This is a genomic window from uncultured Parasphingorhabdus sp., assembly GCF_963677535.2.
In the GTDB taxonomy this organism is placed as follows: Bacteria; Pseudomonadota; Alphaproteobacteria; order Sphingomonadales; family Sphingomonadaceae; genus Parasphingorhabdus.
Genome location: NZ_CAXXUT010000001.1, coordinates 1,241,861 through 1,265,105 on the forward strand (window position 1 = coordinate 1,241,861; position 23,245 = coordinate 1,265,105).

Here is a 23,245-nt window from a genome sequence, read left to right on the forward strand (position 1 = left end):
TCTCCACAATCAAGAAAGAATTCTAATGACCCGCTCCCTACTGCATTGGCGGCTTATCGCCACTGCCGTCCCTGTCGTCCTTGCTGCTCCGGCATTCGCTCAGGATTCTCCCGCCGCTGACCACCCGGAGGCGAACCACGCGGACGATCATCACAACGGGGAAGCTGAACAGGTAATCATCGTTCAGGGAACCCGCAACCGTCGCCGGGTGCAGGATGAACCGATCCGCGTCGAAGTGATTGTGGGGGAAGAGATCGAAGAGAAGGCGATCATGCGCCCCGGCAATATTGCCATGCTGGTTGCGGAAACCGGCGGTGTTCGGGTGCAAGTCACCTCGCCTGCGCTGGGTGCTGCAAATATCCGGATTCAGGGTCTGGAAGGGCGATACACCCAGCTGCTGGCTGACGGCCTGCCGCTTTACGGCGGCCAGGCCGCATCGCTCGGCTTGCTGCAGATTCCTCCAACTGATCTCGGGCAAGTCGAAATCATCAAGGGTGCGGCTTCCGCATTATATGGTCCGTCCGCGCTCGGGGGCGTCATCAACCTTATCTCCAAAAACCCCGGTGATGCGTTTGAAGCCGAGATACTGGCGAACGCAACTACGCGCGACGGGCAGGACCTGACCGGATATATATCTGCCCCGTTAAGCGACAGCCTCGGTGTGTCGCTAACCGCTGGCGCGCATCGCCAAACCGGGCAGGATATCGATGGCGACGGTTGGTATGATATAGCCTCATATGATCGTTTCACCGCGCGCCCTCGCTTTCAATGGGACGATGGCAGCGGCAGTTCCCTATACCTGACGATCGGCGCGATGACGGAAGAACGGGTTGGCGGCACGCTGACCGGCCAAACCGTGCCCGATGGCACATTCTTTCCACAAACGCAGGATACGGAGCGTTTCGATGCCGGCCTCGTCGGCGAAACACCGATAGACGATAGCATGATCTTGCATCTTCGCGCTTCCGCCATGCAGCAAGACCATCTGCACCGTTTCGGCACCACATTAGAGGATGACCGGCACCAAAGCGTGTTCGCTGAAGCATCCGTCTCGGGCGGGAGCGGGGCCACCACTTGGGTTGGCGGGATCGCCTTCCAGTCTGACGCCTTCCGTTCGGAAAGCTTCCCGGCGTTTAATTACAGCTACGACGTGCCGGGCATATTTGCGCAAGTGGAACATGAGATAAGTGCTGAACTCACTCTGGCGGGGAGCGGACGTGCGGATTTTCACGATGAGTTCGGAACCCAGTTTAGCCCGCGCCTGTCGGCGCTTTACCGTCCGGGCAACTGGACCATCCGGGGATCGCTCGGAGGCGGCTTTTTTGCGCCCAATCCCTTTGTCGACGAAATTGAGGCAGCCGGGCTTTCTCAGCTCGAACCCCTCGGGGATCTCGAAGCCGAAACCGCCGCGACAGCATCACTCGATGTCGGCTATGCCAGCGGACCATTTGAAGCCAGCGTGACATTGTTCGGTGCCGATATAGACAACGCAACGCGACTGCAGGAAATTGCGCCGGACCGGGTACGCCTTGTCAATGTCGACGGAACCACCAAAGTGCGTGGATCGGAACTGCTTGTCCGCTATAAGCAAAACGGTTTTACTGTGACGGGCAGCTACGTCTATGTCGACGCCACTGAACCCGATGCTTCCGGTCTAGTACGGCGCGAAGTTCCGCTGACACCGCGGCATACCGCAGGGCTGGTCGGCATGTGGGAAGAACATGGCAAGGGACGCGTCGGGGTTGAAGCCTATTACACCGGCGCGCAGTCGCTTGAAGACAATCCCTTTCGCACGCGCAGCCGCCCCTATGTGCATTTGGGTATATTGGGCGAAATCGTCTTGGGCCGGATCAGTCTGTTCGCCAATGCGGAAAATCTGCTCAATGTGCGGCAGACTCGCTATGATCCGCTATTACGGCCGCAGCGCGATGCAAGTGGACAATGGACGGTGGATGCATGGGCGCCGCTCGACGGATTTACCCTGAATGGGGGAATCAGGCTTCGGTTCGGTGGAGAATGATGAATGTCGTTGCGATGGCAATGGGCAAGTGGTGACTGATTGACTCTGGCCCTGGTGCTGCATGCCTCCGCTCAAGCAAGTCGGGATATTATTGGAATGACGGAGATCGGGTGCTAAGCTGATATAGAACCTGGCTAAGCTGCGAGACCGCAAATAGGGCGGTCAACGGATGACAGCCAGGACCATTTCAACGCCTTCACATATTTTCTATCGGAATCTGTGATCATTCAAGCCGTCGATACCCCGCCTTGTCCGACACCTCACTCCAACCCTCACAATCTCAACGCTGATCCCGCAAACCGCCTATATCAAACCCAGCTTGCGAAGTTCCTCATTGGCAAAAACCTGTCGGTCCGCCGGGTCCGGCATGACCTGTGCCTGGGCCCATTTCCAGTCGGCGAAATTCTGGCCATAGTCGCGCTTCACCCGCTGCTCGTCGAGATTGTTGGTCTTGCCCCAGTGGCGGGTGAAGGGAATCCCGGCCTCGTCGAGCGCCTCGATCACCTTCTTGTAGCCCTTGTGGCTGGATTCGACATTGGGGCCGTCAAAGTCGATCACGACATTGTCGGGCCAGTGCGCGGGGGCGAGCAGACCGGCGGCCTGCCGGACGAACCGCAGGGTGACGACCGTGCCACCACCGCCTCGTTTGAAATTATCTATAACCAGATCAAAGACCTCGCCCAGCCTGTTACGATCAAGTGTAACCGATCCGTTGAACAGACTGGCGATCGGAGCATGCTCTTCGGTGGTATGCCCCCAGGTGGCGATGGCCGGCGGATCATCAACATCGCGGTTGTCGGGATAGCCCTGCTCCATCGCAAATTGCATGATCGCGCCCTTGAACAGGTCGCTGTGCGCCATCGCCTTGCCGAGCAGGGTCAGCGCGTCATAGCCGGCTCCCATGTCGCGCGGGGGCGGCGGCGGGATATTGGGGTCAAAGGGGCGCTTGTAGAGGAAGCGGAGCAGGCATTTCTTGTCGAAAGGATCAAAAGGATTGATAATAAGCTGCTGAAAATAGGGATTTTCATTCAGTCCGAATTCGCATGAAAATTTCCGGAACTCGCCGCGGGACAGCCAGTCGATATGCTCGCGCCTTATCTTCGTCGCTTTCTGGATATTCTGCACCATATAGATCGGATCCGTCTCGATAAGCATCGCGGTGACAAAGCCCATCGCGCCGATGTGCAACTGGGCCGCGGCAAATACCCGGTCGTCGCGAATGATTTCGGAGCCGGTCTGGGCGATGAACGCGTCCGACAGCACCGGCTTTTCAGGCGAAATCCACAATATCCGCTCGGGTGTCACCATTTGCACCGCCCGGACATGGTCCTGGATACCGCCCGCCTGCCAAACGCTGCCATGGGTTCCGGTGGCGCAGGCGCCGGCAAAGCTCTGTCCGTTGCTCGCCCCGCCGGTTCGCAGCGACCGGCCGATTTCTTCGGCACTTTCGTAAACTTCGTCGACGGTCGCGCCGGCCTGCACCAGCAACAGCGCTTCCGCGGCAACTTCGCAATCTTCATGCAAATCTTTCGCCGCCACTGTATAGGTCCGGTTCAGCCGCAAGGTCTCGACCAGCCAGCCGTCTTCCACCACGTTGATCGGCGACGGTGACCAACCCGCCCCGATCGGTCGCACCGGGATCTGATACTGCCTCGCCTCCCCGAGCAAGTCCCGGACAGTTTCGGCCACGCCTTTCAGATGCGCCCGGCCGTTTTTCTCGTCGCTATTGACCAGCTCGATCCGGCTCTTGAGGTTGCATTCTGCGGTCTGGTGATAGTTGGTCCAGACCTGTTGTCCGAGATTCACGATCCGCGCCATCAGGCTTCTCCGACGCCATGATCGCCAGCATAACAGCGATAGGCGATGCTGACCTTTCGGACAAACCCGAAGGTAAACAGGCAGACCAGAACCGCTTTGCCAGTCATGAAGAAACGCATGTCGTTGATACCGAGCTGATAGCAGTCATCCACCTGCAGAGACCGCCCTCGCCGCGCAGCAAGGCCCCAGGCCAAGATCGTAATCTCGATTGTCTTGCCGCCAATCGGCCGGGGATCGGCTACCGCCAGACAGGCGTCACCCCACTGTGCCATAATCTGCCCCAGCAACAGCAATACCAATAAGCTGATCAAAGCCAGTGACCAAAATGTCATGATTTCCCCCAAATTTTAATCCTGCGCCCACGAATTGTTTGCGGGACGAGCCACCCGCTGTATAGCATAAAAATGCACATCCATAATTTGCTGACGACCAATCAGGACATCGCCGATATTTGCGCCCGCTTTGCTACTGCCGACTTTGTGGCAGTCGATACAGAGTTCATGCGGGAGAACACCTATTGGCCTATCCTCTGTCTCATCCAGATTTCCGATGGTAAGGAAGCCGCCGCAATTGATCCATTGGCCAAAGGTATTGATCTCGGACCGCTGATGGAATTGCTGGTTGAGAATGAGAATGTACTCAAGATTTTCCATGCCGGCGGGCAGGATGTCGAGATCATCCACAATATGACGGGCAAGACCCCGCACCCGATTTTTGATACCCAGATTGCAGCCATGGCAATCGGACAGAGCGAGCAGATCGGCTATGCCAATCTCGTGGATAGCTGGCTGGGCATCACCCTGGACAAGGGCGCCCGCTTTACCGACTGGTCACGCCGTCCGCTCAACGCGCGCCAACTGGAATATGCGGTGGCCGATGTCACCCATCTCGCCAAGATCTTCCCGATGATGCTGGACAAATTGCGCGAAACCGGCCGGGGCATGTGGATCAATGCCGAGATGGAAAAGCTCGCTGATCCCGACAATTATGTCAATGATCCGGAAAGGTCCTGGCTGCGGGTCAAATCGCAGGGCCGTAATCTGGAGATGCTCGGCAGACTGAAGGCGCTGGCCGCATGGCGGGAGCGCGAAGCCCAATCCAAGGATTTACCACGCGGCCGGATCATGCGCGACGAAACGCTGGCAGATATCGCAGCGCATCCTCCCAAGGATCAGTCCAAGCTGGGACAGGTCCGCGGACTGTCGGCAGGCTGGAAGAATAATGATATCGGCGCACGATTGATGGAAGTAATCGAACAGGCGGAACCGCTGTCACGCGATGATCTCCCACTGAAGGTTGGCCGGCGTCCCAAAAACGGGAAATCCAACGCACTGGTTACGGATTTGCTCAAATTATTGCTAAAAATCCGGTCGGCAGAGATGAATGTTGCATCGCGACTGCTGGCACGGGCCGATGATCTGGAACGGATCGTGGCCGGAGAACGCGAAAATGTGCCGCTGCTCGAGGGGTGGCGCTATGAGGAATTCGGCCGTGACGCACTGGATTTAATCGAAGGCCGCGTCAGCTTCACGGTGAAGGACGGAAAATTGAAGATGACGCACCAGCAGGAAGGCGATGCGGAATAGCTAAACCGCAGTCATCACCGGCTCAAGCCCCAGCATATTTGCCAGATGCCCGTGCCGCTTGGCAACCACATCGCCATAGAGATGAACCAGATCACCCGCGATCGTGAGTTCAAGCTTCTTTCCGGACTTGCGGATTTGCGTCTGCTCCAGCGGGGTTCGGGTACCGCCACTAAGCCGTTGCCCCAGCCGCATCGCAAGACCCCAGGCGATGGCCCGCCGTGTCGCCGCAGCGCTAGCCAGTTTACCGCCGCCAGGAAAGACGTCGTTGCCGCCTCCGAAACTGGTAAACAGCGCTTGTCCCAGCATCTCCCTTTCCGGCCCGGTAATGCCGACCCAATTGCCATGCAATCCGACTTCCAGTCCTCGCTCCGCGCGAAAATTGGGATTGGCGCGCCAGGCGACATCACCGAGATTACAGGCAGCCTGACGGATGCGGTGCCATTCAACCGGATCATCCGAGAAAATATCGGCAATCCATTTACCCAGCAACTTGCTATTTGCCGGGAACCGAGCCTGAGCCGCACCGGTATCTTCGGTTGCCAGTAAAAGCGGATCGCGCGCGGCTTCCTGCTTGCTGACAGTGTGGAACAGCATGCCTTCCCGCACGCCATAAGCGGACACCACCATTTTGCTGCTATTCAGATAGCGGACCAGCAGCGACAACAGCCATGCGGCGTCCTTAAGCGTTGGTATCCGAGAGGTTGATAATCCAGGGACATTTTTCAACTTGTCCCTGTTCAGTTGGGCTAGGCGACTGACGAGCCGGCGCGCGCGTCTGGGTTCCATCTCGTAATTGTGGATGACCGGCAGCGGATACTGACTGTCAAACATGTCCAGGCGGGCCAGCGAACGCCACGAACCGCCGACGAGATAGAAAGGGAGGTCTTGCCCCTGCTTATCCCATCCGGTTTTCTTTAGCATCTTGCGCACTTTGCTTTTTAGCGCATCCTGCCCCTTGGCGCGCAGGTCAGCCACCCTCAGTACGCCTAGAGGAAAGGAAAACCGCTCCAGCACCCTGCCCTGATCGACCATGGCCAGCTCCAGACTGCCTCCGCCAAGATCGCCGACTATTCCACTAGCGTCGGGAATTCCGGAGATCACTCCGAGCGCTGCCAGCTCCGCTTCTTCTTCGCCTTGAAGCACCGCAACATCATAGCCGATCTCGCTGGCAATATTCAGCAAATCCTTGCCGTTGCTGGCGTCCCGGACCGCTGCGGTGGCAAAACTCTGTACATTGTCGACGTCCATTTCGATGCAAAGTCGGTAAAATCGCTTCATTCCACGCGTAGCAAGCGCAATTGAATCCTTGCCGATTGCGCCGGTCGTCGACAATTCTTTACCGAGTCCGGCCATGACCTTTTCATTGAACAGAATTGCGGGAACTCTCGCAGGCCCCTGATAGACAACCAGCCGGATGGAATTGGAGCCGATATCAACAATTGCCGTACGCCGACCGGATCCCCGCTTTTTCTTCTGCGCCAGTCCGGACGCGCTATTTTTGTCTCCCGGCAACCCGCTCACACCCTTTTCTTCCGACGTCGCAAGCTGAGCCGCGGCACCGCGTTGCTCTTCTTCAGCGCCTTGCCGCGTCCGGAGAGTGAGGGATTCGTCATGAAATAGCGGTGCAGATTGAACGGTTTGCTGGATGGCTTTACCCGGGTGTAACTGCCATCGGCGTTGAGTTCCCAGCTTTGCTCGTCATCGATCAGATTGGCCACCATAACCTGATCCAATATCTGGTCATGAACGGTGGGATTTGTAATCGGCATCATATATTCCACCCGCCGGTCCAGGTTGCGCGGCATCCAGTCCGCCGATGAAATATAGAGTTTCGCACCGTCGTTCGGTAATTCCCTGCCGTTGCCGAAAGCCCAGATACGGCTATGTTCAAGAAACCGGCCCACCACCGATTTCACGCGAATATGATCGGACATGCCCGGTACATCAGGCCGGAGACAGCAGATTCCGCGGACCACCAGATCTATTTCCACACCGGCATTGCTCGCCTGATACAGTTTCTCGATCAATGCCGGATCCACCAGTGAATTCATCTTGGCCCAAATCATTCCCGGATTGCCGGCGCGGACATTTGCAATTTCCTGATCTATCAGTCCCATCAGGTCGTTACGCATATCGCGCGGTGACATGGAAATAAGTTCCAGCGCCTTGGGTTCGACATAGCCGGTGATATAGTTGAACAATTGCGCCGCATCGCGTGCGGCCCTCGGATCAGCAGTGAAGAAACTGAGATCAGTGTAGATTTTGGCGGTTATCGGATGATAATTACCGGTTCCGAAATGGCAATATGTGCGATAGCCTTCCTGTTCCTTGCGCACGACCATCGATATTTTTGCATGGGTTTTCCATTCGATAAACCCGTAGACGACCTGCACACCGGCGCGTTCGAGCGCACTCGCCCAGAGCAGATTCTGCTCCTCGTCAAAACGCGCCTTGAGTTCGACGATTGCGGTGACCGATTTGCCCGCTTCAGCAGCATCAATCAGCGCCCGGATAACAGCGGACTGCTTGCCGGCGCGATATAAAGTCTGCTTGATCGCCACCACATCGGGATCGGCAGCCGCCTGACGCAGGAATTCAATAACCACCTCGAAAGACTCATAGGGGTGATGAACCAGAATGTCCTTATCGCGGATCGCCGCGAAACAGTCACCGCCATGATCGCGAATACGCTCTGGAAAACGCGGACTATAGGGCGTGAACTTAAGATCTGGACGATCTTCATCGACCAGAATATCGAGATCACCGACGCCGACCAAGCCGTTGATCCGGCTTTCCGTAGCACCGTCATCAAGCAGATTTTCGCGCAGCATTGCAATCACGGGTTCGGCAAGATTCGGCCCCATTTCCAGCCGGATCACGTCTCCGCGACGGCGCCGTTTGATGGCGCTGCGGAAATAGCGCACCAGATCTTCCGCTTCTTCTTCCACCTCGATATCGCTATCGCGGATGATCCGGAACAGTCCGCTATTTTTCACCGCATAACCGGGGAACAGAATATCGGAAAACTCCTGAATGACCGTCTCGACCGAAACATAGATCGCCGACTCACCGGGCAAGCGGATAAATCGGGGCAAGCCAGACGGGATCATTACCAGTTCCCTGATGCCCTGATTGTCCGATTCCCGGACCAGATCAAACACGAGACTCAATCCCTTGTTGGGAATGAACGGGAAGGGATGCGCCGGATCAAGCGCCTGCGGAGTCAGCACCGGGAATATCTGGTCAATGAAATGCTGTCTCAACCAGGCTTTCGACGGCTCGGTGAGATCATTCACAGCCGACACAATAATGTCTTCGTCGGCGAGCGTCCGGGATAGAGCTGCCCAGACCCGTTGCTGATGTTCAATAAGCGAATCCGTGCGAGCTGCTATGGCTTCCAGTTGCTGTGTCGCGGTCAGGCCATCGGCCGATCGTTCCTCGATATTCTGACGATATTGCCCGACCAGTCCGGCGAAACGAACCATGAAAAATTCGTCAAGGTTGCTGCCGGATATCGACAGAAAGCGCAGCCGCTCGAGCAATGGATGCGCGCTGTTCTCGGCCTCCTCGATCACCCGTTCGTTAAAGCCCAGCCAACTGATTTCTCGATTGAAATATCGTTTGCCGTTATCCTCAGGCAATGCGCCGGTGACAGTATCTACGGCCGAGATATCCCCTTCCCGCGATTCTACAGCAGAGTTTTCCATGGGCTAGGTATCCATTTTTTCATCACCGGCATCGAACAAACCAAGCGCCGATTTCGCTATAGCCAGATTTATCGGCTTTCTGGTTTCAATCGCTAGCGAGTCCATTTTCTGTGCCAGTTGACGTACCATAGCATAGGTGCGGACCATCCTTTTTTCCAGATAGCGCAAGGCATCTTCGGAAATTGTCAGGCCGCGTATCGCGAAATATTTCTGGAACAGGCCGTCGATCATCGCCTGATCGGGCGTTCCAATTTCCAGATGCAGCGACGCGGCAAGGCGGGATTTCAGATCTGGAAGCAAAATTCCCCAATCCGCAACCGGTTTCGCGGCTAACAGCAGAAGCGGTTTTTGCTCTTCATTGGCGCGATTCCATAAATGGAATATTTCGGTATCTTCATGGTTTGCAGCATCATCCACGCAGAACCCGCCGCTTTCCGCTTCAAACGCTGCAGCCATCGTGGTTTTACCGGAGGCTTCGGGGCCGGTTAGAATTAAGGTGTGATGCGCCCAGTCCTGCCAGTTTTGCAGATGTCGATGCACCTCGGCATTGGCACCAGTCACCAGATACCCTCCCTGTTCTGACGACGGCTTCTGTTCAAGAGGAAGGGCTATCTGACTCACGGTCTCGCTTCGTTACTGTCCGGAGCGACTGATACGCAAGGCGCCCGCTCCTTGCTGCACTTGCCAGCCTTGCGCCCGAAGGGCTTGGGCCAGTGTGGAAATATCGCCTTTGTAAGTCACGCTCATGACAGACACACCACCCAGCGCGAGGCTGGACGTGGAAGCGGATGTGACGCCCGGTATCGCACGTACCGATGCTTCGCCGCGGCCGACAGCGCCAACATCCGGCGTGTCGAATTGCAGCGAGATACTGGTAGCTGCCACCGGTGCGGCTACCTGCGCTTCTGCGGCCGACTCTGATGATTCGGTATTTGCCGGGGCTGAACTATTATCGCCCGTATCCGTCTCGTCTGCCAGTTCGACATCTAGATCGAAATCATCAAGATCAAGATCATCGAGATTGAAGGGATCTTCAATGATAAGCGACTTGTCGGTTTTCAATATGCCGCGCGACAAAGCACTCGAATAAATATTGTCCAGGCGAACGATACCTTGGTCCATCATTTTGGGGATATCTTCGCTGCGGTCCACTTTCAGGGTAAAGCTGTCGATATAGCGATTATCCGGACCATAGCGCGCGGTAAACCGGGCGGTGACAGGACCGCCGGGATATTTATAGGTGAGCCTGACGATCGGAACAATAACATCCGCTGCGCCAAACTGGTCAAGAATATTGCGCCACCAGCGCCGACTCGGACGATTGGCCTGCCCTGCTGTCAGCACCAGTGATTCGCTGTCCGACCCATAAGGCCGCACATAGTCGATGGCGCTGTCACCGGACCGGAATCGCGCCCAGGCTTTTTGCCATTCGGTCCGATTCTCGAATACCTGGGGAGATCCTCCGCTCCACATAATCGGCAGCACCAGCAAGGGCGGAGATCGCAATCGCCGACCACCTACACCGAGAATCGAGCCTGTTCTTGCACGATCGAACATAACGCCGAGCGTGGCAATATAGCGTTTGGGGCCGATCTGCTCTTGCTCGACAATGATAGCCGAGACGATCGTGTTGAGCGTACCGTCAGGCAGGCCGGAGGTCTCGCCCCCCTGCGTCCGCTTGTACAGCATCTTCCATGCCTTGCGCTGGGCTTCTTCCCAGCCTTTTTTCCGCGCATCGAAAGCATTGTCGCCATGGACGTCGACTTCCACCCCCATCACTTCGAAATCACCGGTGCTGGCGAGCGGTGCCACACCGCGCTGGGTACCTTCAAGCTGGGCATAGACGACCGTTCCCGCGAGCACAGTCACGAGGGCAATGGCGGCGGCTATCTTGGTCCGGAAGTCACTCAAAAAACTCATTTGCGCCCTTTTGACGATTATGGCGTGGAAATCCAGCCGCGACTTGTCTAATCGCTCAATCTATGAGTGAAAAGCAAAATGAGCCGGATTCTTACACCTATGCGAAAGCCGGTGTGTCCATCGAAGCGGGCAATGCCCTGATCAAAGCAATCGCACCGCTGGCAAAAGCCACTGCACGTGCGGGTGCAAACGCCGAACTAGGCGGGTTCGGCGGATTTTTTGATCTGAAAGCGGCAGGCTATCAGGATCCATTGCTGGTCGCGGCCAATGACGGCGTCGGCACGAAACTCAAACTCGCGATCGATTATAGCCGTCATGACACGGTCGGCATTGATCTTGTTGCCATGTGCGTCAATGATCTGATCGTGCAGGGAGCAGAGCCCCTGTTTTTCCTCGACTATTTTGCTACCGGCAAGCTCGAGAACGGCATTGCCGAACGGGTTGTGGCGGGCATCGCCGAGGGCTGCAAAATGTCCGGCTGCGCCTTGATCGGCGGAGAGACCGCGGAAATGCCGGGCATGTATGCTGACGGTGACTATGATCTTGCTGGCTTCTGCGTCGGCGCGGTGGAACGCGAAAAGGCCGTGACCGGAATGACGATCGCGCCGGGTGATGTGCTTCTCGGTCTCGAATCCTCGGGCGTGCATTCCAACGGATTTTCTCTGGTCCGGCGTCTGGCTACCGACAAAGGCTGGAAAATGGACCGCCCCGCCCTATTCAATCCCGACATATTGCTGATTGAGGCTTTGATTGCGCCCACCCGAATCTATGTGAAGTCGCTGCTGCCACTGATGCAGTCCGGCCGGATCAAGGCGCTTGCCCATATCACCGGCGGCGGATTGCTGGAAAATATTCCTCGCGTATTGCCCGATGGCACGCACGCCCACGTCAATGCTTCGAACTGGGATCAGCCCCGCTTGATGGCGTTTCTGCAGGCACAAGGCAATATCGAACCGGAAGAAATGGCGCGGACATTCAATTGCGGAATCGGAATGGTGCTGGCGGTTTCCCCCGAAGAAGTTCCTTCCATTACATCTGACCTGGAAGCCGCGGGCGAGACAGTCCACAAAATTGGCGACGTTCGCACCGGCACCAGAGGCTGTACGGTAAGCGCTGCGCGCGGCATATGGTCGGCTACGGATGACTGGACCGCCACGCACAATGGCTGACAAAGCCAAAATCGCTATACTGCTTTCCGGGCGCGGGTCGAATATGGCGGCGATGGTTTATGCCGCAAAATTACCTGACTGTCCCTTTGAGATCGTTCTGGTAGCGTCTAATGATCTGAAGGCGCCGGGCCTGAAACTGGCAGAAGCAGAAAGCATCGCAACCTTCGCCCATTCGCACAAGGGACTGACGCGCGAGGCCCATGATATAATCATGCACGATGCCATCGTCCGATCCGGCGCCGAATATGTGGTACTAGCCGGCTATATGCGCATTCTGAGCGACGGTTTTGTCAGGAAATGGGCAGATCATATGCTCAACATTCATCCTAGCCTGCTGCCCAAGTACAAGGGTCTCGACACTTATCAGCGCGCGATTGATGCGGGCGACGATGTCGCTGGATGCAGCGTCCATCTGGTCACTCCCGAACTGGATGATGGTCCCATTCTGGCGCAAACGGAAGTTGCCATTTTGCCCGATGATGATGCCGACAGTCTGGCCAGCCGGATACTGATCGCGGAACATCAGCTCTACCCCTCCACCCTGGCCAAATATGTCACTCGCGAAGCGGATCCTGACTGGATTCTTGGACAGGTACGTCAACGGGCACTGGCACTTGCAGAAACCCACGAACGCCCCAGCTTCGGCGCCCCGGGCTGGCGCGTGGGCAGCAAAACGACTGGGAAATATTTCGCCTATCTTGCGCAGAGCCATCATGGAGAAGCCAGTATTGCTCTGCTCGTCAAGACCACCGGGCTGGACGAACAGGCCGCGCTGATCGACGCCGACCCCGACCTGTATTATATACCCAAATTCTACGGAAAATCCGGCTGGATCGCCATTCGGCTGGATACGGGCCGCACCGACTGGGACCATATTTCCGATCGGCTGTACGCTAGCTGGCGCCAGGTCGCGCCAAAGCGGCTCACCAAGATGATTGCAATCGCCGACCAATTTTAAACCAGTCTGCATCGCGGGCTGAATATCTTCGGATAACTAGGAGGAGGGAGAACTGTTATCCAAAAATGATTTGCGACCCGAAGGGAAATAAAGATTTCAGCCCGCGATGCATCGTTAGGAATAGATTGTGCCAGCTTTGAAATCGATACGGCCCTTGGACCGTATCTCCATCCACCTACATTCCCGCTTCTACAGCCAGCCGGACCATGTCCGCCGCACTCGGTACATCGAGCCGTTTCATCAGGATCGACCGATGCATTTTCACAGTCCGCTCGCTCAGGTTCAGCTCGTGGGCGATCTGCTTGTTGAGCAGGCCCTTGGCAATGAACTGGAGCACTTCCCGCTGCCGCTTTGACAGGCCTTTGACAATCTCGACCGCTCGCATCCGGCGTGCTTTTGCCAAGGTAGGGACATCGGCATCGATTTCCACCTGCGACCCCAGAAAATATTCCAGTTCGCCTTCTTCATCAAACAGCGGCGCGACCAGCACCGCATTCTGGAACGGCGTACCGTCTTTCTTGTAATTGAGTATTTCAACCAGCACGGACTTTTGCTGCCGCACACCACGCCGGATCTCCTCGGTCAGCCATGGTTTCGTTTCTTCCCCCGACAGAAAACGGCAGTTTCGACCGATAATGAAATCCCGGTCATAGCCGGTCAGTTCCACGAACGCATCGTTGACCGCCACAAGCGGGTTGTCTGGCAAACGCGGATTGCTGACCACCGAGGCAATCGGACTTTTTTCGATCAGCCCCATGACCGAGGCCGTTGGCAGATCGGATCGGGAAATCTCGATCTGCTTTTTCATGCTGGAATTCTCTTGGCGCTCCATCGCTTCAGGCTACTCTACATATATGGTCCAAGGCAAGCGCAGAGCGCAGCTCTCGCTTATACCGCAGGACGCGACCAATTCCGCCCTGCCCGATATTCCATCCGACAGCTCTAACGTGCTGCTAGCGGTTTGCACCCATATCCAGACCGTCCGACTTAATCAGGTTAGCAGCGAGACATTGCCTCCCGCAGCGGTTGTATCGATACACACATGCCGTTCGACCAGACACTGCTGGCCGAAATTCTCTTCCGTAATGATCGGGATCAACCGCCCGTCGCGTTTCGCAAGAGCCTTGCGAATGGCGCGGATGTCCTCGCCTTCACTCCAACAAACAACGGCATCGAACCCGGTCAGCCGAGCCAGTGCTTCGCGCGGGACAAATCCGTCAATCGCCTGTTCTCCGGCCGCGCCCGGGACACAGATCAAGGCCACACAGCCCTGCTGACGCGCCGTCTCGGCCTGCCTGCCAGCGTCTTCCGGTGTTGGGCCGAGGCATAATATCGGTCCCCGCGCATAGGTGAACAGCTCGTTTGATTCCCCGGTGGGTCCGGGCATGACCTCGGAACCGCGCGGTCGCATATCGCCTTCCGGCAGATTATCTAGTGCCGCCTGGACCTTTTCGATGGTCACGTCATTGCCGCTCTCCAATGGAGAGACCGGCCTAGAACCGGCGTGAAAGCGCGGCAGATAATGCGGACCACCGGCCTTGGGGCCGGTGCCGGAAAGGCCTTCTCCACCGAAGGGTTGCGAACCGACTACCGCACCGACCTGGTTACGGTTTACATAGATATTCCCGACTTTCAACGCGCTGGTCAGCTTGTCGATGCGGCGCTCGATCCTGGTCTGCAGGCCGAACGTCAACCCGTATCCGCGATTGTTGATATCCCCGATGATATCGTCGAGTTCGTTATTTTTGAATGTCGCTACATGCAGAACCGGACCGAAGATTTCCTCTTCTAGGTCGTTAATTCCATCGACCCTGATGACCGCCGGTCCGACAAAATAGCCGTCATCCGGGCAATCCAGCTGCTTCAGCAACCGGCCCTCCATCCTGGCGGTCGCGATATGGTTGCTGATCTTGTCATGGGCCGCCTGATCAATGACCGGCCCGATGTCGGTGGACAGCCACCAGGGATTACCCATTTCGGTCGCGTCCATGGCACCGTAGAGCATGTTCAGAAACGGCTCGGCGACATCTTCATGCAGATAGAGCACACGCAAGGCCGAACAACGCTGGCCGGCAGACTGGAATGCCGATGTTATGATATCGCGAACCGATTGTTCCGGCAAAGCGGTCGAATCCACGATCATGCAATTCAGGCCGCCCGTCTCGGCGATCAGCAGTGAGTCCGCCTGCCCGTTGTCGGCGATATTCCGGTTTATCGTCTGCGCCGTTGCGGTCGAACCGGTAAAACAGACACCCTGGATCCGGGCATCCCCGCTTATTGTTGATCCCACGGTCGCACCGGCGCCTGGCAGCAACTGGAGCGACTCCATGGGAACGCCGGCTTCGTGCAACAAGTTGGTGGCCAGCGCCGCAATCAGGGGTGTCTGGTCGGCCGGCTTAGCCAACACAGCATTGCCGGCAGCGAGGGCCGCCGCCACCTGGCCGGTAAAGATCGCCAGCGGGAAATTCCAGGGCGAGATGCAGCTTATTATGCCACGGGGCTTGCCGTCAGGATATTTTTCCGCCTCCTTGGCATAATAGCGCAGGAAATCGACCGCCTCGCGCAGCTCCGCGATCGTATCGAACTGGGTCTTGCCCGCCTCCCGCGCCAGCAACGCGAAAATTTCGCCATGATGGTGCTCATAGAGATCGGCGGCCCGGCGCAGGATCGCGGCCCGCTCGGACACCGGAGCATCCCAGGACCGGGCGTCTTCTATCGCCTGTAGCGCCTGGCTCTCGTCCGCCTCGATCACTTCGCCGACCTGACTGTCCACACGCGCCGGATTGAATATCTTGCGCGTGGAGCCGCTGGTTACCGGGCGTACGGTGAGCGGCGAGGAGCGCCACAGTTTCTCGGCAAAGGGAGCGCGTTCGCCGACATATTCGTTCATATCGGTGCGATTGGCCAGATCCCAGCCGCGCGAGTTGACCCGTTCCGGCTGGTAGAGGTCGACCGGCTTGATGATTTTCGACCGGCTGGCCTGCTGATCGGCTTTCAGCGTCGCGAAAGGATCGGTGGCGATCATTTCGGCCGCCACCGCATGGTTGGCCAACTGGTTGACGAAAGACGAGTTCGCGCCATTCTCCAGCAACCGCCGCACGAGATAGGCGAGCAGTTCGCGATGCTTGCCGACAGGCGCATAGATTCGCGACCGCACTTTTTCATTGCGCAGCAGCGCATCGTGCAAGGTCTCGCCCATACCGTGAAGCCTCTGGAATTCGAAATTCTGCTGGTTCCCTGCCATTTCGAGAATGGCGGCGACGCTGTGCGCATTATGCGTGGCAAATTGCGGGTAGATTCGGTCGGTCATTTTCAGCAGCTGGGAGGCGCAGCAGATGTAGCTGATATCGGTCGCCGACTTGGTCGTGAACACCGGAAAATCGGGGACACCGTCCATCTGTGCGCGCTTAATCTCGCTGTCCCAATAGGCGCCCTTGACCAGGCGAACCATGATCTTGCGGTCCAGCTGCGTCGCCAGCGAATAGAGCCAGTCGATCACGAAGCTCGCGCGCTTGCCGAAAGCCTGAACGACAACGCCGAAGCCGTCCCAGCCGGTCAGGCGGGGATCGCTGAGCACCATTTCGATCATGTCGAGTGAGAGCCCCAGACGATAGGCTTCCTCGGCATCAATGTTCAGGCCGATATTGGCATCCCGTGCGGCCCGTGCCAGTTCACCGACACGATCGGCAAGCTCCGGAACTGCCTTGGCCTGCTGGCTCATCTCGTAGCGCGGATAAAGCGCTGACAATTTGATCGAAAGTCCCGGATTTTCCCGCAAGTCATCGGACACGGCTACCTTGGCAATTTCCTGAATCGCGTCGGCATAGGCGGCGAAATACTCATCCGCCCCTTCCTGCGTGATCGCGGCCTCTCCCAGCATATCATAAGAGTAAGTCGCACCCTTGGCTTTCCATTTCTCCGCCCGCTTCAGCGCCAGCTTCATGTCCTCGCCGAGCACGAACTGGTTGCCGAGTTCCTTCATCGCCTGGCGCACGGCCACCCGGATCACCGGTTCGCCGAGGCGTTTGATTGCGCCGCGCAGGGCGTCGAGCGGCCCGCGGCTTTCCGGCTTGTTGATCACGCTACGCGTCATCTCCAGCGCATAGGTCGATGCATTGACCAGCGAGCTTTCCGACTGGCCGACATGTTCGCGCCAGTTGGACGGCCCGATCTTGTCCTCGATCAGCGCGTCAATTGTCTGGTTGTCCGGTACCCGCAACAGAGCTTCTGCCAGTGTCATCAGCGCCAGACCCTCGTCGGTCGACAGCCCATATTCACCCAGAAAACTTTCCGTCAGCGTCGGCCCCGAAGCGCTCCGCACATCGCGTACGACCTGAATCGCCCGCTCCTGAATCCGCTTGCGGGTCTGCTCGTCTGGCGCATAGTTGGAAATCAGATAATCCAGCACCGCATCTTCATCGCTGCGGTGATGCGTACGGATCTTTTCCCGGTAGTCCATCAGGGTGTTCATGGGGCAACGGCTTCCTAATAAATGTGGCGACATGTTTTCGATCGGGGGAACAATGTCATTGTGAGGCCGGACAGCGAACGATCACATGATCGTGTTGATCGGTTCGGCCGGGTGGCACCGAATATCTCACTTCCGGTTGCAAACGCAACCTTTGTGAAATGGCCGGAGCGAACCTTACACAAACATCTACTTTTATTTTTTGCCAACCTTGTCCCGAAGCCCCAGATTTACTGGCTTCTCGCTCCAGCGATAGTACATCGACTGTAACCTTTCGATTTAGCGCGACAATCGGTCCCCTTCAATTCCGGGGGTGTGCGGAGGGGTTTTCGTCATATCCAGATTGTCAAAGAGCCCAGCCCGCATTTCGTGGAAAGCCGATGGAGAGGATAAACGATTGGCAAATGTGTAGGAAAGGTCTGCCTACTGCAAAACGCAAGATTGCATGGTGACAACGCGCTGGGTCCAGCCCTGAGGCACGCAGGCCGCTTGTCCGGTACGGCACAGATTCAGAAAATGCGCTTTTCGCTTAACATAAAAGCGCTCCCGAAACGGTCAGGGAACCACGCCCTCCACCACCGACTTCGCATTATCGACGCGGATGGCCGCACCGTTGATGAACTTGCTTTCGTCGGAGGCCAAGAACAGCACGGTGTTCGCAATATCATCCGGTTCGCCGAGCGCGCTTGGTGCCGGGCCTTCGCTGGAAGGGCGGAGATCGTCACGGCCCATGACCTTGGGGCCGATCCCCTCGACCATCGGTGTCAATATGCCGGCCGGATGGACGCTGTTGCAGCGGATGTTGTATTTGTTGTTTGCGCAGTGGACTGCGACGCTGCGCGTCAGACTTTCGATCGCGCCCTTGGCCATCGAATAGGCGACGACAATCGGTTCGCCGATGATCGAAGCGATAGAGCACATGTTGATGATCGCACCGCCGCCGGAAGCTTTCATCGCCGGCACCGCATATTTGCAGCCGTAGAAGGCACCGTCCGCGCTGACCGCCATCACGAAACTATATTCTTCCGCAGTCTGCGTCTCGATCGTGCCTGGTTCGACCACACCGGCGTTGTTGACCAGTATGTCAAGCCGGCCATGACGCGAGACGACATCGGCGATAAGGTCTTCCCAGCCCTGTTCATCGCGAACATCCTGCAACTGGAACTCCGCCGCGTCCCCGATTTCACCGGCAACCCGCTTTCCGTTTTCCTCGTCCATGTCGGTCAGGATGACGGTTGCGCCCTCGCGTGCGAATATTCGTGCATCGGCTTCACCCAGTCCCTTGGCCGCACCTGTTATTATTGCCACTTTGCCTTGCAGTCTGCCCATGCTTTATCTCCTCAACGACATTGCAAGGAAAGCTAGGGCCAGAGTCAAATTATAACGACTGGCAAAATTAGGAGATATCAGGAATGTACAATTTGGAACAGCTTTCGGCACGCGAAGAAATCCGGGATATCCTGCACCGCTATTGCAAGGGAATCGATCGTCGCGACTGGGCGCTGGTCCGCTCCTGCTTTGCTGATGACCATGTCCACAAACATGGTGATTATGAGGGGTCCCCGGACGAGTTTATCGGATTTGCCAGCGAGACGCTGAAAAATATTCCCGGCACCCATCATTCGATCTCGAATGTCCATATCACCCTGTCCGACGACGGCAAAAGCGCCACCACCGAAGCCAATTTTGTCGCCTATCACTATATCGAGCCCGGCAATCCGGACTTCCATGCATGCCACGGCAGCAGCAAAGCCATCGACTGGATCGTCGCCGGTCGCTATTGCGATACACTGGAAAAGCGCGATGGTGCCTGGATCATTGTCCGCCGGAGCGCGGTCCACGACTGGGAACGCTCGGAAGAGGCAACCGCCGCTGCGATCACCGAAGGGCATCACGCATTGTAATCCTAATGTCCTATTTTGCCGGTGTGGTCAGGCCTGTCAGATAGCCCGCCAGCCAGTCAGCTTTCGGGTGCGACCTATATTCATAGCCGGCCTGCATCGGGCTGACCGCAATGGCAGTCTTGTAGACAACCGATTCGTCCAACATCTGGTCCGGCGAAGGTTTGGCATCGTTGAACCCGAAAGAGATGCCCGGCAAGTCGGGCAATTCCATGCCGCGTGCCTTGGCCATCGCTGCCATCGTCGGGGACGCCTCTTTGACCATGCTCTGTACGAAGCCCATTTTGTAGGCGTTGTAGGTTCCGATCCGCGAAACTTTCCACACCGGATTGTCCAGATTGTCCGGAAAATTCACGTTGAGCGCAAAGCCGTCCGGCAGCATGGCTCCCCCGTCAGCCCGCTTGTCCAGCACCGATACCAGCTGCGCCGTCAGCGCGCCGACCTTGGCCGACTGCGGATTGTCCAGTTCATCGTCTTCCGTTGCTGGCCCGGCGCTGAGCGCGATGGCCGGCAAGCCGCTCACGGCGGCATATTGTGCCGCGCTCACCGTACCGGAACTGAGGATGATCGCGCCGACATTCTGTCCTTCATTGGGACCGGACAGCACCAGATCAGGCTCCTTGCCCCAGCGCTGTGCGGCGACGATATCCAGCCCGTAAACCAGCGCCATCACCGGTGTACCGTCGACATAGTAGAAATCCGCATCCATGCCCTTGCGAGTCATCGATCCGGCACCTGCATCACCCGCTTCGGCCGCTGCGTTCAGGCACGCATCGGCCAGCGGCGCGAGCGGACGAGCGATCAATATTGCCGCTCCCATGCCGCTCTGGTTCTTGCACGGCACAGACACGATCACGTCGTGACCGTCCTTTTTCAGCGCGTCGTAGAGCGCCACCACATTGCTGGTCAGCCCGTCATCATTGGTGATCACGATGTTGCGGGCCTGCGCGGCCGGAGCGATGCAGGTCAACGAAGCCGCGACAAGGGCGATGGTGAATCTACGCATGGAAATATCCTCTCTCAAAATCGTTGTGACTAGAAGTCGAAGCGAAGCCCGAACATGTAGCGCGCGCCAATCTGCTCAACCTCGACCGGGAAATCCGACGTGCCGTCAAAGGCGGTATAGATTTCATCGGTCAGGTTGGCCAGATCGGCATAGACGGTAAAATTGTCATTGATCTTGTACCGCAGGGTCACATCGAGATTTTCATAGGCGCCGCGGAACTCGCCATCGCCGATGCCGAGACCACCCACCGTATCGATATAGTCCGATCGCCATTGGTAGGATACCCGCGCCGATATGCCGTATTTCTCATAGAAAACCGAAGCATTCACGATCGTGTCGGAGAGGCCCGGGAAGTCTGATGTGACGACCATGCCGCCTGCATCCAGCGCGTCAAATTCGCCGTCGAGCAGGGTCAGTCCGCCCTGCACACCGAAGCCGCCCAGCGCACCCGGCAGGAAGTCGAACTGGTGCTGGACGTTGAACTCGACCCCGGATACAGTCCCACTCTGGCCATTGAAATTGGCGCTCAACAGATAGTTGGAGCGGTCTATGCCGTCACTGTCAAAGGCATCGCTGTTGACCCGCTGCGTGCCGGTATAGAGAACATCGTCAACCCAGCGGTGGAAAGCGGCAACCGAAAAGATGCCGTTGCCAGGCAGATACCATTCGAAACTGGCGTCCACGCCCCAGGTATATTCCGGCTTCAGCGCCGGATTGCCGGATTCGATCACTTCGCTTACATCGTTGATTGCCGAGCCAATCCGCACCGCCGCATAGGCCGGACGCGCCGTCCCGCGGAGGCCGGCAAGGCGCAACACGATATCGTCGCTGACATTATAGCGCAGATTTACGCTCGGGAAGAGATCGAAATAGTCATCCTCGAAGGTCAGCGGGGTCAAGATACCGCCGGTCGAGGCCGTGCCCGAATTGCGGACCTTGTAATATTCCGCCCGCGCGCCAGCGATGATCTGCAGATCACCCAGTTCGAATTCCCCCATCAGATAGGGTGCAAAAATCGTTTCCTTCTGATCGAAGAAATCCTGCGGCGGATTGAGATCGCTGAGATCAATCCCGCCCTGTTCGAGCAGGCGTTGCTGATCATCGTCGAGCGCTTCGTTATCGGTATAGGTGAACGAAACACCGAGCGGAAAGCCGGTGTCCCAAGGCGCGCTACCCGCATAATCATTCACATTCTGGCCGATAACGGCGAGCGGGACGATACCGGCGTCATTGAAAATGTTGCCGGAAATATCGCGCTGCTGGAACAGGCCGCCGAAACGAACGGTAAAATCATCCCATTGTTTGTACAGGTCGACCTTGGCCGTCATCGAATCCGATACAGTCTCGGTGACGATCGGCAGGATGAAGTTGAAACCGTTGAACGAGGTTGGGTCGAACCGGTCGATGGCGGTGCCCCGTCGAGGGTTGATCAGATCGCCGGTGATCGGGTCGACATCGAAGTCGGTCGCATACAGGCCGGTGATGACCGGGAAATTGGGATCGCTGCGGTCGTAGGTCAAGGAGACGTTATTGGCGCCGCCGGTGGTAGCAAGCGTCAACGGCAAATAGGTGCTGTTCTCGGTCCGCGTATAGCCCAATTGCGCACTCAAGCCCCAATCGTCAAATTCCAGATCCGCTCCGGTGGACAGGATCAGGTTACGGTTGCGATATTTGGCGTCATTGAAGGCACCATCAACCGGTACGTTGACCAGGTCTCCGCCGGTAGATGTGCGGGTTCCTGACGAAGCTTCGTCAAGTTCGAACTGATAGGCATTGCGCTGCTCGTCGTCCTTGAACTCGGTATAGATTCCGCGAACATGGAACACTTGGCCGTCCACCGGCTGAAACTCGATATTGCCGTACAGACCGTTGGTTTCGCGGTCGAGCAGATAGCTACGCACGTCGATATCGGTGGGCGCGATTGTGCCGTCGGTGCCGGTCGAATAGCCATATTCCCGGTTATCCGTGACCTGCTCACGCTTGTAATGCGATCCGCCGAGTACGATACCCCAAGTACCATCCGACCAGCCAAGGCGAAGCGAGCCCTGACGCTGCTCGCCATCTCCGAGATCCATCATGCCGTAGCCGACGTCACCGCTCGCGGTAAAGCCTTCGTTGCCGAGCGCGGAATAGGTCAGCAGGTCAACATTGGCGGTCACCGCCTCGGCGGTGATATTCGGGGTCAGCGACTTGTTGACGCGCAATTCCGACAAGAGCACGGCGGGGACAGCGTCGAAACGATAGGCGCGGCCAGCGCTGCCTTCGTCGGTCCCGGTCTGCGGGATGCCGTTGATGCTGACCGAGGTCCAGCGGTTGGGTGCGCCGCGCACCTGAATGTAGCGCGCCTGCCCCTGGTCGCGCTGCACCGCGACACCGGGCAGTCGGGTCAGTGCGGCTGCAATATTTTCATCGGGAAAACGGCCAACAGAATCGGCGGAAGCGACGTCGACGACATTTTTTGCTTCGCGTTTCTCTGCAATCGCGGCCTGCTGGGCTTCGAGAATGGAGCCGGTCACGACGATCACATCCCCTTCTTCGATATCATCTGTACCGGTCTGGGCAGAAGCCGGGCCCGCCAGCATCGCAGGCGATAGCAGCGCCGTTCCGATGATCAACTTGTGTTTGAAGGATAGGCCAGCAGAATTTCTTGTCATTTTCAGTCCCCGTTTCGATGCGTTGGTCGCCCCGATAG

16 protein-coding genes are annotated in these 23,245 nt (G+C 57.3%); 5 read left to right on the forward strand and 11 right to left on the reverse strand.

Annotated elements, in window-relative coordinates; genetic code table 11:
* Positions 1-25: 25 nt before the first annotated feature.
* Positions 26-2,020 carry a TonB-dependent receptor domain-containing protein gene (locus ACHZCJ_RS05925; RefSeq protein WP_321324706.1) on the forward strand — a complete coding sequence of 665 codons (1,995 nt, stop codon included), beginning with the start codon at positions 26-28 and terminating at the stop codon, positions 2,018-2,020.
* A gap of 303 nt (positions 2,021-2,323) precedes the next feature.
* On the opposite strand, the gene ACHZCJ_RS05930 is transcribed toward ACHZCJ_RS05925, so the two are convergent.
* Positions 2,324-3,838, reverse strand: coding sequence for an FAD-binding protein (locus ACHZCJ_RS05930; RefSeq protein ID WP_321324708.1), 1,515 nt, complete (start codon positions 3,836-3,838; stop codon positions 2,324-2,326).
* The gene (locus ACHZCJ_RS05935; protein WP_159640887.1) at positions 3,838-4,170 is read right to left on the reverse strand and encodes a hypothetical protein; all 333 of its coding nucleotides are present in this window, start codon (positions 4,168-4,170) and stop codon (positions 3,838-3,840) included. Before ACHZCJ_RS05935 ends, ACHZCJ_RS05930 begins: the two co-directional genes overlap by 1 nt.
* Positions 4,171-4,242: 72 nt before the next feature.
* Between ACHZCJ_RS05935 and rnd the strand changes: the two genes are divergently transcribed.
* Complete coding sequence (rnd, locus tag ACHZCJ_RS05940; protein ID WP_321324711.1) at positions 4,243-5,424, forward strand: ribonuclease D; 1,182 nt, start codon at positions 4,243-4,245, stop codon at positions 5,422-5,424.
* On the opposite strand, the gene ACHZCJ_RS05945 is transcribed toward rnd, so the two are convergent.
* Genes ACHZCJ_RS05945 through ACHZCJ_RS05960 form a run of 4 tightly spaced genes read right to left on the reverse strand, consistent with a single transcriptional unit; the run spans position 5,425 to position 11,051 of the window.
* Positions 5,425-6,945 carry a Ppx/GppA family phosphatase gene (locus tag ACHZCJ_RS05945; protein WP_236553768.1) on the reverse strand — a complete coding sequence of 507 codons (1,521 nt, stop codon included), beginning with the start codon at positions 6,943-6,945 and terminating at the stop codon, positions 5,425-5,427.
* A complete protein-coding gene (locus tag ACHZCJ_RS05950; protein ID WP_321324715.1) occupies positions 6,942-9,131 on the reverse strand; it encodes an RNA degradosome polyphosphate kinase in 2,190 nt (729 codons plus the stop codon). Before ACHZCJ_RS05950 ends, ACHZCJ_RS05945 begins: the two co-directional genes overlap by 4 nt.
* Before the next feature lie 3 nt (positions 9,132-9,134).
* Positions 9,135-9,752 (reverse strand): DnaA ATPase domain-containing protein, encoded by a 618-nt coding sequence (locus ACHZCJ_RS05955; protein ID WP_321324716.1) that lies wholly within the window; start codon positions 9,750-9,752, stop codon positions 9,135-9,137.
* Positions 9,753-9,764: 12 nt separating this feature from the next.
* A complete protein-coding gene (locus tag ACHZCJ_RS05960; RefSeq protein WP_321324718.1) occupies positions 9,765-11,051 on the reverse strand; it encodes a heavy-metal-associated domain-containing protein in 1,287 nt (428 codons plus the stop codon).
* Positions 11,052-11,113: 62 nt separating this feature from the next.
* On the opposite strand from ACHZCJ_RS05960, the gene purM reads away from it, so the two are divergent.
* Both purM and purN read left to right on the forward strand, forming a co-directional pair.
* A complete protein-coding gene (gene purM / locus ACHZCJ_RS05965) occupies positions 11,114-12,220 on the forward strand; it encodes a phosphoribosylformylglycinamidine cyclo-ligase (RefSeq protein ID WP_321324720.1) in 1,107 nt (368 codons plus the stop codon).
* Positions 12,213-13,178: a phosphoribosylglycinamide formyltransferase gene (purN, locus tag ACHZCJ_RS05970; RefSeq protein WP_321324722.1), complete on the forward strand. Its 966-nt coding sequence runs from the start codon at positions 12,213-12,215 to the stop codon at positions 13,176-13,178. Before purM ends, purN begins: the two co-directional genes overlap by 8 nt.
* A 175-nt stretch (positions 13,179-13,353) precedes the next feature.
* Here the strand turns inward: purN and ACHZCJ_RS05975 are convergent, their stop codons facing one another.
* From ACHZCJ_RS05975 to ACHZCJ_RS05985, 3 genes are all read right to left on the reverse strand, one after another.
* Positions 13,354-13,986 carry a LuxR C-terminal-related transcriptional regulator gene (locus ACHZCJ_RS05975; protein ID WP_201295628.1) on the reverse strand — a complete coding sequence of 211 codons (633 nt, stop codon included), beginning with the start codon at positions 13,984-13,986 and terminating at the stop codon, positions 13,354-13,356.
* A gap of 183 nt (positions 13,987-14,169) precedes the next feature.
* Positions 14,170-17,649: a bifunctional proline dehydrogenase/L-glutamate gamma-semialdehyde dehydrogenase PutA gene (putA, locus tag ACHZCJ_RS05980; protein WP_321324727.1), complete on the reverse strand. Its 3,480-nt coding sequence runs from the start codon at positions 17,647-17,649 to the stop codon at positions 14,170-14,172.
* Positions 17,650-18,201: 552 nt separating this feature from the next.
* Positions 18,202-18,975: an SDR family oxidoreductase gene (locus tag ACHZCJ_RS05985; protein WP_321324729.1), complete on the reverse strand. Its 774-nt coding sequence runs from the start codon at positions 18,973-18,975 to the stop codon at positions 18,202-18,204.
* An 83-nt stretch (positions 18,976-19,058) separates the two neighbouring features.
* Here ACHZCJ_RS05985 and ACHZCJ_RS05990 point away from each other — a divergent pair, with 83 nt between their 5' ends.
* Entirely contained in the window at positions 19,059-19,550 is a 492-nt protein-coding gene (locus tag ACHZCJ_RS05990; protein ID WP_321324731.1) for a nuclear transport factor 2 family protein, read from the forward strand.
* 10 nt (positions 19,551-19,560) lie between these two features.
* Here ACHZCJ_RS05990 and ACHZCJ_RS05995 read toward each other — a convergent pair whose 3' ends face one another.
* Entirely contained in the window at positions 19,561-20,553 is a 993-nt protein-coding gene (locus ACHZCJ_RS05995) for a 5'/3'-nucleotidase SurE (protein ID WP_321324733.1), read from the reverse strand.
* A gap of 29 nt (positions 20,554-20,582) precedes the next feature.
* The gene (locus tag ACHZCJ_RS06000; protein ID WP_321324736.1) at positions 20,583-23,207 is read right to left on the reverse strand and encodes a TonB-dependent receptor; all 2,625 of its coding nucleotides are present in this window, start codon (positions 23,205-23,207) and stop codon (positions 20,583-20,585) included.
* Positions 23,208-23,245: the final 38 nt, after the last annotated feature.